10 protein-coding genes and 1 pseudogene are annotated in these 13509 nt (G+C 66.9%); 2 read left to right on the forward strand and 9 right to left on the reverse strand.

Translation table 11 applies throughout. The features are described 5' to 3' along the window. Window positions 1-28 precede the first annotated feature (28 nt). The 3 genes from ACW5DN_RS10715 to ACW5DN_RS10725 form a co-directional block, all read right to left on the reverse strand. On the reverse strand, window positions 29-1552 hold the full coding sequence (locus ACW5DN_RS10715) for a hypothetical protein (protein ID WP_456962650.1): 1524 nt from the start codon (window positions 1550-1552) through the stop codon (window positions 29-31). Between the two features lie 99 nt (window positions 1553-1651). After that, complete coding sequence (locus tag ACW5DN_RS10720) at window positions 1652-1912, reverse strand: PAAR domain-containing protein (RefSeq protein ID WP_456962651.1); 261 nt, start codon at window positions 1910-1912, stop codon at window positions 1652-1654. A 104-nt stretch (window positions 1913-2016) separates the two neighbouring features. Further along, a complete protein-coding gene (locus ACW5DN_RS10725) occupies window positions 2017-2913 on the reverse strand; it encodes a M15 family metallopeptidase (RefSeq protein WP_456962652.1) in 897 nt (298 codons plus the stop codon). 165 nt (window positions 2914-3078) lie between these two features. Here ACW5DN_RS10725 and ACW5DN_RS10730 point away from each other — a divergent pair, with 165 nt between their 5' ends. Then, window positions 3079-3951 (forward strand): hypothetical protein, encoded by an 873-nt coding sequence (locus tag ACW5DN_RS10730; RefSeq protein WP_456962653.1) that lies wholly within the window; start codon window positions 3079-3081, stop codon window positions 3949-3951. A 68-nt stretch (window positions 3952-4019) separates the two neighbouring features. On the opposite strand, the gene ACW5DN_RS10735 is transcribed toward ACW5DN_RS10730, so the two are convergent. From ACW5DN_RS10735 to ACW5DN_RS10745, 3 genes and pseudogenes are all read right to left on the reverse strand, one after another. Beyond that, complete coding sequence (locus ACW5DN_RS10735; RefSeq protein ID WP_456962654.1) at window positions 4020-5036, reverse strand: 3-oxoacyl-ACP synthase III; 1017 nt, start codon at window positions 5034-5036, stop codon at window positions 4020-4022. 159 nt (window positions 5037-5195) lie between these two features. After that, window positions 5196-5513 (reverse strand): annotated as a pseudogene (locus ACW5DN_RS10740) (DUF4156 domain-containing protein); the annotation flags it as partial. Between the two features lie 160 nt (window positions 5514-5673). Continuing rightward, window positions 5674-8670 (reverse strand): M16 family metallopeptidase, encoded by a 2997-nt coding sequence (locus ACW5DN_RS10745; RefSeq protein ID WP_456962655.1) that lies wholly within the window; start codon window positions 8668-8670, stop codon window positions 5674-5676. A 181-nt stretch (window positions 8671-8851) separates the two neighbouring features. Here ACW5DN_RS10745 and ACW5DN_RS10750 point away from each other — a divergent pair, with 181 nt between their 5' ends. Next, on the forward strand, window positions 8852-9331 hold the full coding sequence (locus tag ACW5DN_RS10750) for a tRNA (cytidine(34)-2'-O)-methyltransferase (RefSeq protein ID WP_456962656.1): 480 nt from the start codon (window positions 8852-8854) through the stop codon (window positions 9329-9331). Between the two features lie 72 nt (window positions 9332-9403). Here ACW5DN_RS10750 and ACW5DN_RS10755 read toward each other — a convergent pair whose 3' ends face one another. From ACW5DN_RS10755 to glk, 3 genes are all read right to left on the reverse strand, one after another. Next, window positions 9404-11197: a DUF885 domain-containing protein gene (locus ACW5DN_RS10755; protein WP_456962657.1), complete on the reverse strand. Its 1794-nt coding sequence runs from the start codon at window positions 11195-11197 to the stop codon at window positions 9404-9406. Between the two features lie 156 nt (window positions 11198-11353). Continuing rightward, window positions 11354-12304, reverse strand: a complete 951-nt coding sequence (locus ACW5DN_RS10760) for a PLP-dependent cysteine synthase family protein (protein ID WP_456962658.1) — start codon at window positions 12302-12304, stop codon at window positions 11354-11356. A gap of 121 nt (window positions 12305-12425) precedes the next feature. Beyond that, window positions 12426-13415 carry a glucokinase gene (gene glk / locus ACW5DN_RS10765; RefSeq protein ID WP_456962659.1) on the reverse strand — a complete coding sequence of 330 codons (990 nt, stop codon included), beginning with the start codon at window positions 13413-13415 and terminating at the stop codon, window positions 12426-12428. Window positions 13416-13509: the final 94 nt, after the last annotated feature.

Here is a 13509-nt window from a genome sequence, read left to right on the forward strand (position 1 = left end):
CTGCTCATCTAAAACATACCCATCATCGTCAAGCGTTGACCGCGACCGCGGGTGCGGCCTCGGTGGAACCGGGGGAAGCCGGAGAGTTGGCGCCGGTATCGTCAGCGGCGACCGCCAAGGGCGACAGCACCAGCGCAACCCGCGCCTGCGCGTCGGCCAGGCCGAACACCAGCACCGGCGCCTGGTCATGCGCCGCCTGCGCCGCCGCGGCGGCGAGCAGGGCAAGCGGCGCGACCGCACCCAGGTCGCCGCAGGCCAGGCCGAGGTGGCGCGCATCATCGACCGGGTCGAGCGCGGGCAGGGTTGCCGAGATCGCGCCGGCGATCTCGATCGCGCGGCTGGGGCGGTGGTCGGCATCGCTGAGCACCACTCCAATCGCCTCGGCCGGCTGGGCGGCGGTGGTCAGCGCGTGCTGCAGCAGCTCACCCGCCTGCCGGCTGGCGCCACGGCCAGTGCCGGCGCGGCCGTGCAGCGTCCGGTGCAGGCGCAATGGCGGCGGCGCATCTGGGTCGGGCGGCAGTGCCGCATTGCCGAGCAGCACACCGGCGGCGCCTTCACCCGGGATCAGGCCCTCGGGATGGCCGCTGACCAGCAACTCGCGGCGCGCGTCGAGCCGCTCGATGCTGGTCTCGGCGATTGCCGAATGTGCGGCCAGCAACAACAGGCGGTCGTCACCGCCGTCTCGCGCTTGGGTCTGAGCCTGGGCGAACTGTTCGAGCAGATGCCAGCCATCGCCGGCGGCATGGGCTGGAGCCACCTCGACGTGGAACTGGTCTTCATTGAAACCGATCGCGCGAGCCTTGGCCTGCAACCAGTCGCCACTGGCTTGGCGCGCCGCCGCTGGCCACGTCGCAGGTAGCAGCAGGCGCACCCGCAGCATTGCCGCAGCAGGCGCCGGCGCGGCCGCGCGCGAGGAGCGTGAATGGTGCATCGCATGCGGATGCAAGCCCCCGCATGAGGGCAGTAGATCGGACACCGTTGGCGCCGGGGGCAACGCCGCGGCCAACAGTTCCTCGGCCACCGGATCAAGCAGCGCCAGTGCGCGCAGGCTCTCTTCGCCGAATACCCGGTCCAGCGCGCCGGGGTCGGCCAGCGCCGCCTCGACCGAACCCGGATCGAGCCCTTCAACTTCGGCGGCGAACACCGGCAAGCCGAGCGCGTCCTTCAACCGTGGGTGCAACGGCGGCCGCTCGGGTTTGGCCAATGCCGCGGCGACCCCTGCCGCATCACTGCCGGCGCGCAGCCACACTGCAGCCGCCAGCAGATGCACGATGCGGTCAGGCTGCGGCCCGCTGTCGATGACGGGCTCGATGCCGACCTCCGCAGCCGCCTCCGGTGGCGCGGCGCGTTTCTGCTTCGCCCGCCGGATGCGCCACCGCAGCAGCCAGAAGCCGCCAAGCAAGACCAGCGGCAGGCCAAGCAGCCATCCCGTCAGATCGCCCGCGGTCGGGTTGATTTCGCCGGCCTGCCAATACAGCACCGCCGCGAACCAGACCGCCGCGAACAGCAGCAGCACCAGCGCACCCGTGCGCAGCACGCGAGCGAGCTTCAAGCCGGTCTCCCCGCGTCCATGCTGGTATTGCTCCGTGTCGTGTCCATTCGAAATCGCACCCGCGCCTCTTGCGCCGACGCCTCGCTCCCTGGGGTCCGGTCAGCCGATGAAGGTCTGGGTCTGGCTCGCAATCAACGTCGCGCCGCAGGCGGTCTTGTCGCCGTGGCGGGCGACCGGCTGGCCGTCGATGATGGTGGTGGGGTCGCCGGTCACGATCACGGTGTCACCGTGCTGGCTGCAGGTGACCTTGTCGTTGATGCGGACGACCGGAAGGCCGTTGATATCGGTGGTCGCGGTGCTGCTGGCGACGGCGCCGCCATGGTCGATCTTGTCGCCCACGACGATGAAAGGCTTTGACATTGGCCGTGCTCCCTGCTGGCGGCCCCGTGGGGCGATTGGCATCCAGTTGCCAGCGCCAACAATAGCAGGAGTCACCCCGGGTGGGCACCCGCAGCCGGCGACGATCAGTAACCGGCCGCGCGACGCGCTTGACGGCACGCCGTCTTCTGTTCGAGATGGACGTAGTCCTTGATGCTGTGCCAGTTGCCGCCCCACTCCAACCCGGCATCCGTTGCCAGCTCGCCGTACAGGAAGTAGCCTCGTCGGGTCCACGGATCGTCCATGTCCCATTGCAGTTTGCCGTCGCGGTACAGCGCGCTGTCCACCGCAAGTCCGTACTGGTGGCAGCTCTGGCCGGCCTTCGCACCCGTCACTGCGCCCCCCCTGCGTGCCAGTGCCGCTTGTCGCTGGGGACTGCGGTAGCCCTCGACCAGCACCATCTGGTAACCATATTGCTCACGCATCACCTGGTAAATCGCCAGCACTCGCTGCTGGAATGACGGCTCGATCCGGGCCCACTTGCGGTCGGCGCTGGAAATGGCCACCGGCACCCCGGTATCCGCCGCGCGGCGCGCGACGTCGGCTTGCAACTCGGCCTCGGCCGCCAAGAAGAACGCCGGTGGCAACTCCGGAGGTGGCGCCAGGCGCTCGCCGCGCAGCAGTTCGAGCACGTGGTGATCGGAGGCGACTACGGCTTCACCATCGAATCCTTCCAACGTGACCTGTTGGCGCAGCTGCAGGATCAGCACCGGCGGCACCGACACCACCAGCACAGTGCCGATCAGCAACCACCGGTGGCGCCGCAAACCGCCCACCAGTCGGCCAGTTGCTTCGCGCAGCGCGCGCGACGAATCGGCCCCGCGGCCGCTGGCCCGTAATTGCCAGCGGGCGATCGCGCCGGCCACCCGCGACCGCCACCGGCCCACGCCCGCCAACACGTCGTCGCGCGCGGCCGGGAACAGCACCAGCCACGCCACCGCGGCGGTCACTGCGAAGAACATCGCCATCCATAGCGTCATCATCACTTTCCAGATTGTTGTCCGACCGCTGTCGGCAGCCGAATTGACGCGGCCCCGGCACCGCCGCAGAATGCCGACGCACCCGGTCCGGTTCACACCGTATCGGGACGACATACCGGATCAAGGATCAAAGCTTGCTCGATTGGGCCGGCTCGGAAAGGAGTCCACGTGGATCGGCAAGATGCCAAGCCCCGCCGCCCCAGCCTGCTGGCCGGCACACCCGCACAAGCAACGCCGGCGTCGTCGGCGCGAATCCTAGCAGACATGGCGGGCGGCAAGCCCGCGTCGCCCAAGGTCGCAAACCGGCCGCGACGCTGGTGGTTGCGGCTGTCGCTAGCCGCACTGGTGGTGCTTGTCGGCGGCGGGTTGTGGCAGGGCGGGTTGTGGCAAGGCGGCTCTGGCGCGACCGGGAGTCTGCCCCCGGAGCCGCCGGCCCAACCAACGCCGCACGCGGCGAGCGATGCCAGCATGATCGGGCCGGCCATGCGGTTCGCAGCGACGATTATCGACGACGCCTCCGGCCTGCCCACCGCCGCGCCAGGAGCTGCCGACAGCAGGAATGACCCACGCGCCCAGGACGGCTCGGCAAGCCGTTCCGCGCCTTCGGCTACCGGGCCATCACCCTTTGCGGGCATTGCCGTCGCCACCCGAGCCCGGCGAGACGCGGGCGCCAACCTCGACAGCTCCCCCACATCCCCGCCAACCCGTCCCGTGAATCCCCGCGACCTACCACGCGCCTCGCCGGCAGCTGGGACAGGTGACAAACAGGCTGACCTGCTTGCCACGCTGCTGCGCAACATCAAGGCGCCCGCCCACCCGCAACCCAGCGGGCTGGACGCATTGATCCTGAAAATGGAAGCGACCGACAAGGTCGACCCCTCGCGCCGCGTGAGCCGTGCTGACGCGGCGCCGAGTCGCTCGCAGCAGATCCAGGAAAACTTGCGCGAATGCCCTGCGCCCAATAGCGCCAAGGGCCTCAAGTGCCGTCAGGAAATATGTGCCGTCTACGCCGGCCGCGACCCAGCGTGCCCGGCGATGTAAGGCAGCGCGGGCAACATCGGCACAATGGGTCTGGTTGCCGCCCGCCCGGCGGCGTTACGACCTGATGGTTACCAGACCACCTCGGCCATCGAGCAGTTCAGACCCGAACCGATGCCCAGCAACGCCACCCGGTCGCCTTTTTTCAATCGACCCATCTCTCGCAACTTGCTGAGTACGATCGGCACCGATGCCGGTCCGATGTTGCCGTGCTCGCCGAATATCGTCAGGACTTTCTTCGGATCGATACCCATCGCCTTGGTGAAGGCGGCGGTGTGCACCTTGCTGACTTGGTGGATCACGAACTCATCCAGCTCCTCGGCTACCCAGCCCAGTTTCTGCTTGGCGACCCCGAACGTTTTCTCAGCCAGCTTGATGCCCTCGCTGAGAAGCAGGCGGGTATCGGTGACCATGCCGTCAAGATTGCCCCGGCATAATTTGTTCCACTCGGTCGCCGCACGACTCACCCCGCCCTTGTAGCGCGGTGCACCCGGCGCCAGCTCGGCACGCGCCATCACCATCGCCGCGGCGCCCGAGCCCAGGGTCAGGGTGGCCAACTCGCTACGGAAATCCGCTTCGGTGGAGTCGGCGCGGGTCATGCGCTCCAGGGTCTTCTCGTAAGCCAGGTCGGCGGTCTCGCCATCCACGACCAGTGCGTAATCGATCTCGCCGCACTCGATCATGCGGCTGGCGATATCCATGCCATTGATGAACGCCAGGCAGGCATTGGCGACGTCGAAATTCTGGCAGGTGTCGGGCAGGCGGAGATTACCGCTGACGATCGAGGCGGTGGATGGCTCCAGGTAATCGCGGCTGACCGAGGTGTTGACCAGCAGGCCAATCCGGTTGGGATCGATGCCCGCATCCGCCAGCGCCTTGACTGCGGCCAGGGTGGCCGCATCGGAGGCCAGCATGTCGCCGTCCCAAAGACGTCGCGCGTGGATACCGGCGATATCACCCAATACGTCGGTGCGGATACCCAGACGGTCCAGTGTCGGCTTGAGCCGGAGGTTGATCTCGTCCGAGCTCAGCCGGCGCGGCGCGTCGATATGGGCCAGGCCGGCGATGGCGACATGTTGGAACTGCATGAATGGTAGACCAGAAAGACAGGTATCCCGACAGGTTAACGCTTTGCTGGCAAGCCTGCATTAACCAATCCGCCGCTGCCCGGGTCAGCCACCGACCGGATAGGTTTGCACTTCACCCTTGGGCGCGACCGGAATCGCCAAACTGGCCGCCGGCTGGTTGCCACCGCAATGGTAGGCGGCGAAACGCTGCTCCCCCTTCAAAGGCGGCCCCAATGGTTGAATGGTATCGGCCTCGATACCCGGTGCTTCGTTGCGGGCCGAGGTTTCCAGTTCCTCCCGCACCCGCAGGTCATTGCGCTCGTAAAACGCCACGCTGTCCTTGACTGACACGGCAATGTCGCCGCGCTTGGTGCAGTCGGTCGGCGCCGGGCCAGCGGAAATCACCTGCACCGCGCTGGCGCCGGGAGCCATGGGCACCCAGGTACAGCCACTGGCGAAGGCAAACGTGGCGCAGCCGAGAATGAACAGGCGAATCATGGGGACTCCTGGGACGACGAAGCGGGGTTCAATTGTGGCCCCGTTTGGCGACGCTTTTGCACCCGGGCCTGAACAAGACAGGCCTGGACAAGACAAGCGCGAGCCGGGCGGACACGCGATGCGCGCCCACCCGGATTGGTTGCGATGAAAAACGTCGACTTCAGTTGCCGTTGCCGTCGGTTTCGGTGGCGTCAGCGGCTTCGATCGCGTCCGGTGTCGGTTCCGGCGTCGCCTTCGCCGTGGCGGCGACCGGGTTGCCATCGGCATCCAGCACCTGGACCGTGCCCAGCTCGAGCGCCCGCACCGGCGCGCCGATCTGGTCCAGGTCGCCCACCACCACCCAGGTCAGCGCACCCGGCGCGATGGTGCCGGCGGCCTCGGCCACCTGCGCCGGAGTCAATGCCTTGATCTCGGCCTGGTGCTCGAACACGTAATCATCCGGGCGGTCGTAGCGCACGATGCCGGCGAGCGTCCCAAGCACGGCGCGGCCGGTTTCATAGGCGCCTGGCAGGCTGCGGATTTCGTTGGAACGCACCTTCGCGACTTCTTCGGCCGTCGCCGGTGCCGAGCCATCCGCGTATTCGGTGATCTCGCGTTTCATCTCGGCCATCGACTCGGCGGTCTTGTCGATCTGCACCGGCGCGAACGCCAGCCACGGCCGCTGCCCCAGTGCATTTGGCGAGAAGCTGTAGGCGCCATAGGCCCAATGCTTGTCCTCGCGCAGGTTCATGTTGAGGCGTGAGCTGAACTGGCCGCCGAGCACGGTGTTGGCGAAATCAAACTCGGTAGCGTCATCCGACATCGTCGAGGGCACCAACTGGCCGACGTAGATATTGGCCTGGACCGCACCCGGCTGGTCGATCAGGAACACGCGCGACGCATCCGGCAGCGCCACCTGGGCCACCGACGCGGTGACGGCCGGCTCGCCTTCGCCCTTCCAGTCGCCCAGGTGCTTTTCCAGCAATGGCACGATCTGCTCCAGGGTGGTGTCACCCACCACGACCAGCGTTGCGTTCTCCGGCCGTACCCAGGTGTCGTGGTACTCGACCAGGTCGGCACGGGTCAGCGAGGCAATCGACTTTTCGGTGCCCGAGCCACTGAATGGCATCGCGTAGGCGTGACCCTCGCCGTACAACAGCGGCGGCATTACCCGCAGCGCGGCCGCGTTCGGACGCGCCTTCTCCTGCTTGATACCGGCAATCCAGCTGGCCTTGATGCGGTCGATCTCGGCCTGGTCGAAGGTCGGCTCGCGCAGCATGTCGGCGAACAGGGCCAACGACGGGTCGAGCTTCTCCTTCAACGCCGACAGCGAGGCACTGGCGCCGTCGAGCGAAGCATTGGCACTCAGGTTCGCGCCCAGCGACTCGGCCGCGGCGGCGAACTCCAGCGCGCTGTAACCCGCCGCGCCGTCATCGAGCATGCTCATGGTGAAGCTCGAGGTGCCGAGCTTGCCGTCACTCAGCACGTCGGCCTTGTAACCGCCGTCCAGCAGCAGGCTCATCTGCACCACCGGCACGGCGTGACGCTCGGCGAGGATCACCTTGGTGCCATTGTCGAGTGTCGCGCGCTGCAGTTGCGGGAACTTGAGTTCGGGGAACTGTTCGGGCATCGGCACGCCCTTGCTGCGATCGACCGTGGCCGGCAACACGCTGTATCCGGGATCGACCGGCGGCAGCGTGAGCGGCGCGGGCTCGACGGCCGGCTCTTCGGCCAGCGCGGTGCGCTCGCCGGGCAGCACCACCAAAGTGTGGTCGCCATCGCCCAACCATTGGTTGCCGACGGCCTGCAACTGGGCCGGGGTCACCGCGGCGATCATCGCCATGCTTTCGCGGAAACAGCCGGCATCGCCGGTGAAGATCTCGCAGCTGGCCAGCGCGTCGGCCTTGCCACCGAAGCCACCGATGCGTTCGACCCCGCGGATGAAACCGGCGCGGATCACGGTCTTGGCCTGCTCCAGCTCCTGGGCGGTCGGGCCCTCGGTCAGCAGCCTGGCCAGCTCCTCGTCGATGATCGCTTCGACCTTTTTCGGGTCGACGCCTTCCTTGACGCTGGCGGTCACCAGGAAATTGGAGCCCAACTGCGACTCGCTGACGCCGGCGCTGACACTGTCGACCAGTTTATCCCCGTGGACCAGCCGCTTCTCCAGCCGCGAGGTGTCGCTGCCGCCAAGGATCTGCCCCAGTACGTGCAACTGGTCGACGTCGGTGGTGCCGGTCGGCGCGACGTTCCAGGCGCGGTAGATGCGCGCCTGCGGAACGGCGTCGTGCATGGTCTCGCGGGTGTCGGCGGGACGCACGGCGACATCGACCGGCGGCTGCGCCATGTCCGGACCGGCCGGGATCGCGCCAAAATACTGGGCGACCTTCTTTTTCGCCGTCTCCAGGTCGATGTCGCCCGCCAGCACCAGTACCGCGTTGTTGGGGCCATACCAGGCGCGGAACCAGTTCTTGACGTCTTCCAGCGAGGCCGCGTTGAGGTCGGCCATCGAGCCGATCACGCTGTGGTGGTACGGGTGGTCTTCCGGATACAGGGCAAGGTTGAGCTTGGTCCAGACCTGGCCGTAGGGCTGGTTCTCGCCCTGGCGCTTCTCGTTCTGGACTACCCCACGCTGCTCATCGAGGGTCTTCTGGTCGATCGCACCGAGCAGGTGGCCCATGCGGTCGGACTCCATCCACAGCGCGGTGTCGAGCGCGGTGGTCGGCACGTTCTGGAAGTAGTTGGTGCGGTCGGTGTTGGTGGTGCCGTTCATGTCGGTCGCGCCGACCAGCTCGAACGGGTCGAAGTACTCGCCGGGGGCGTTCTCCGAGCCGTTGAACATCAGGTGCTCGAACAGGTGGGCGAAGCCGGTGCGGCCGCGCGGCTCGTCCTTGCTGCCCACGTGATACCAGACGTTGACCGCGACGATCGGCGCCTTGTGGTCTTCATGCACGATCACCCGCAGCCCGTTGGGCAGGGTGAATTCCTGGTACGCGATATCCACGCTCTCGGTGCCGGTATTGGCCGCGACCGGGATGTCGGTGGCGCCAACAACGTCCGCGCGCGCCAGCGTCGGGGCCAAGGCAAGACCCGCCACGGCTGCTGCCAGCGCCAGTGCGAGCACGCTGCGTCGGACGGTCGCCGGGTGCGGGGTTGCCGGAAAGCTGGACGATACAGACATGAAATACTCCTTTTGCATGTGGATCGCCCGGCTTGGGCGGAAGCACCAATCTTAACGGTACTTGCGGTTATGAGTACCGGGTCACAAGTCCCCCGCCGATGTTGACCGGATCAGGACGCCGCCGCCGCGCTGGACCCCATGAAGCATTCCCGCGGGTGGCTACGGCTTCTAGACTGTGCCGATGTTCAACGTCATCCTGTTTCAGCCCGAAATCCCACCCAATACCGGCAATGCGATCCGGCTGTGCGCCAACACCGGTGCACGGCTGCACCTGGTCCGGCCGCTGGGCTTCGAGCTGGACGACAAGCGCCTGCGCCGCGCCGGCCTGGATTACCACGAGTACGCCCGGGTACAGGTCCATGACACCCTCGCCGCCACGCTGGCCGCGATCACCGATGCCCAGCGCACTACGCCGCGACTGTTTGCGGTAACCACCCGCGGGGCAACCCGCTTTGACGCCCCGGGTTATCAACCGGGCGACGCGTTCCTGTTTGGACGTGAGACCAGCGGGCTGCCGCCGGAGGTACTGGAACAGGTCCCGGTGGAGCAGCAGATCCGGCTGCCGATGCAGCCCGACAACCGCAGCGTGAACCTGTCCAATGCGGTCGCGGTAGTAATGTTCGAAGCTTGGCGCCAGCATGGATTTGCCGGCAGCGTGTAGCCGTCCAAGCGACCCTGACCAGGACGGCACGCCACCTGGCACGCCGCCACGATGATGACCGGGCCTGGCGACTTACTCGGTCATCAACTCCACGATCGCCGGCACCGGCGCATTGCCGTAACTCAGGAACCGGTTGTGGAATGTCTTCAAGTCGAAGTCATCGCCCAACTTGGCCTTCTGCTGTTCGCGGAAGTCGTAGATCTCGGTGTAGCCGGTGAAATACGAGGTCAGCTGCACCTGTGACAGACGCACCCGACGCCACTTGTTGACGGCTTCGGTTTTTTCCTGGAACGCCTCGCGCTGCAGCAGCGCCATCGCCTCCGCTTCGGTCATGCCTTTCACATGGACCGCGTAGTCGAGGATCGCGTTGGTCACCACGCGCAGGTTCCACTTGTCGTACATCAGCCACATCTCGGGCGCCTGGTCGCCCCAACCGGACTCCAGCATCATCCGCTCGGCATACACCCCCCAGCCTTCGATCATCGCGCCGTTGCCGAGCATGGCCTTGATCAGGCTCGGGCTCTTGTTGGCATGCATCAACTGGGTGTAGTGCCCCGGGATCGCCTCATGGATGTTGAGCACCTGCAGCACCCAGTGGTTGTACTCGCGCAGGAAGCTCTCGGCCTGCGCATCGGTGTAACCATCCAGCGGGCTGACGTTGTAGTAGGTGTTGGCGGTCGGATTGAACGGGCCCGGCGCGCTGACCGAGGCTCCCGCGCCGCCGCCACGCATGTACTCGGGCGTCTCGCGCACCACCAGGGGTCGGCTCAAGTCCTGGTCGAGCAGGTCATGCTCGCGCACGAAGTCGGCCAACAACGGGATCTGGCGATTGATCTCGTCGAAGAACTCGTCGCGGTCGACATGACGCGCGGAAAGCTTGTCGATCATCTGCTCGATCCGGACCAGGCGATCGTCCGGCATCGGGGTGTCGGGAAAGTACTTGGGCCACAACTCGAGGGTGAGGCCATCCATGTGCTCGTGCAGGGTGTTCTTTGCTTCCACCGCACGCTGGTACAGCTGCGCTGCGGTGAAATGCGACTGCACGTCGAAAGCGAACTTGGTTTCGTACAACTCCTCGCCGATGCGGAACGAACGCGCGTCACCCGAATCGGCCAGCTGCGACTGCTCGGCTTTCAACCAGTCGGCCCAGTGCTCGACGGCCGTGCGCGCAGCATCGATACGGGTAGAAAACAGCGCCTTCTCGGCCGCGTCCAGACCCGACTCGGCCACCTGCTTGCGCAGGCCATCGCCCAGTACGCTCAACGTGCCATCGCTTTGGACGATGGCCAGCTCCACGTGCTCGGCGGTGGGATTGTCGATGTTCGCCTGCGCTGCAGCGTAGTACTCCGGCACGTGCTCCAGCCGCGCCAGGACGGTACGCAGGCGCGCATCCTCCTCAGCGTATGGGGTGTTGAGCAGCAGCGCGATCGGCCCGGCGACATTGTAGCTGGCGGGATTCCAGGCCCAGCTGCGGAACGTGGTCTGGTACCAGATGCGCGACTCAAACTGGTTCTTCAACAGCTCGTAGTCGATGCGCTCGCTGGGCGCCAGGCGCGCCGGGTCGAACCCGGCCAACTCGGCGAGACCGGCGCGGGCGAAGGCAAGATCTTCCGTGCGCCGGGCGGCGTCGGGGATGGTCAAGGTCGCCGCGTTGTCGTAACGGCCGGCGTAGATCGAGCGCTCGGGGCTGCGTTCCAGCCCGCTCATCAGCAGCGATTCGGCGACCTTGTCAAAGCGTGCCGACAGCGCGGTCGACTCGGCCGACACGGAGGTACCCGTCGCTTCCGCCGGTGGTGGTGTCGACTGGCAGCCGGCAAGGCTGCCCAATGCCACGGCGATAATCAGGGAAAGACTGGACTGGCGCATCGTCACGCTCCGGCTCGAAACGCGCGGCCGGGCCGGCCACGGCAAGTCCTTGATGGTAACCAACCCGCCGGGCCGGTCCCCGTGCCGATGGTCAGGCACTGCGCGCCGACCGGTCGCGCCGCCGCCGGACGGCACATGTCCGGGCGCGCGCCGGGCTCACGCGAAGGGGCTCGGCTCCGGCAGCTCGCCTTCGGCCTGCATGAAGTAGTCCTGCAGGTATTTCTCGCCCTTGTCGCAGAACAGGGTCACCACGGTTTTCAGCTCCGGATGCCGCTCGCGCACGCGCTTGGCCGCCAGCAGGTGGGCGCCGGAGCTGGGGCCACAGAACAAACCGTGCTTGCTGGCGAGGTCGCGCATGGCCTGTACCGCCTCGGCGCTGGCAACGCTGGTCACCTCGTCGACCAGTGCGCCGTGGCGCTGGAAGATCCCCGGCACGAAGCCATCGGAGATGCCCTCGATCTGGTGCAGCGCCACTTCACCGCAAAGCAGGGTGCGCGATTCCGACGGCTCCATCGCAAACAGGCGCACGTTGGGGTTGACCGCACGGAACGCCTGGCCCACGCCAATCAGGGTGCCGCCGGTGCCGACCCCGACCACCAGCGCGTCGGGCACCACGCCATCGGGCAACTGGGCGAGGATTTCCGGACCGAGGATCACCCGGTTTTCCTCGACGTTCCATTCCGACTCGAACTGGCTGGGGCAGAAATGACCCGGCTTGGCACCCAGTTCACGCGCCATCTCCAAGGCGGCGTTGACGTGGAAGTCGCCACAAAACCTCACCTGCGCGCCATAGGCGCGTGAAATCGCCACCCGTTCGCTGGACAGTCCTTGCGGCATCACCACCAGCATCCGGTAGCCCTTCACCGCGGCCACCATCGCCAGCGCGTTGCCGGTGTTGCCGCTGGTGGCTTCCACGATGGTGTCACCGGGCTTGAGCGCGCCCGATTGCTCGGCCCGTTCGATCATGTACTTGGCGATACGCGCCTTGATCGATCCCGACGGGTTGAGGAACTCCAGCTTGGCGTAGATGCCCTCCACTTCCAGCAGCGGGGTATCGCCGACGGCGTCGAGGATGCTGGTCGAGATCGATGTGAAGCGGGTGGTCATGACGAAGCTCCTTGCAGGCGCTGCAACTGTGGCGGGATGGCGGGCCGATGTACGCAGTCTCGCGACGATGTCCGCGTATCGCACTGATCTGGATCAGGCCGGACGGCCGCCTTGAACGGGTTCAGGCGCCGGCGGCGCGCAATGCGACCGCCGCGCCCAGCAAACCCGGGTTGGGATGGGTCACCACGTGCACCGGCACCGATTCCAGGCGAGCGGTCAAACGTCCCTTGTCCAGGAACCGTTCGCGAAACGGGCTTTCGCGCAGGAAAGGAATGAAGCGCGGTGCAATACCGCCGCCGATCGCCACGCTGTGCGCACCGTGGATCAACGCCACGTCGCCGGCGACACTGCCCAGGATCGCGCAGAAGCAGTTCAGGGTACGTATCGCCGCCGGCTCCTTACGTTCCAGCGCTGCCCGGGTGATCTCGGCCGGGGCGCGCAAAACGACACCCTCGTCGGCGCCCGGCGGGCCAGCGCCACGCAACACCGCGTCGATATATGCCAGCCCGCTGCCACTGAGCAGCCGCTCATTGGAAACGCGGCCAAACTTTCGCCCCAGCCACGTCGCGATGGCGTGCTCGGACTCATCGACCGGGGCGAATGTGGCGTGACCGCCTTCAGTCGCCACCACGTGCCACCCGCCGGACGGGCAGCCGACCAGTTGGGCGACGCCGAGGCCGGTTCCGGGTCCAAGCACGCTGACCGGCCCCCGCAGCCCGTGTGCATCCGGACCTGACAGGGCGGTCCAGTCATCCGGTTGGAGCGCGGTCAGCGACCACGCGACCGCCGCAAAGTCGTTGATCAGCCGCAACTCGTGCAGCCCCAGCGACTGTTGCAAGCCGGCGCGGCTGAACGACCACCCCCGGTTGGTCAACTGGATCACGTCGGCGGCCAACGGGGAGGCCACTGCGATTGCCGCGCGGGCCGGACGCACGCCAACCTCTTGCAGATAGTGTTCCGCGGCGCGTTGCAGGCTCGGAAAACCGGCGTTGGCCAACTTGCGCGGCTGCAGCAGCCCGGGTCGCGGATCGGCGGTATCGGTCAACGCGAAACGGGAATTGGTGCCACCGACATCGGCGACAAGCGCGAGGGTGGCTGGCGATGGCGTCATGGGCACGGTCTCCGTCATTGTTCCCGCGCATCCAGTCTAGGCCGGGCGCATGCATGCCGTCGTCAACGGCCAACCGCAATGGCACCAGCTTCCG

Source organism: Lysobacter sp. A289 (assembly GCF_054072675.1).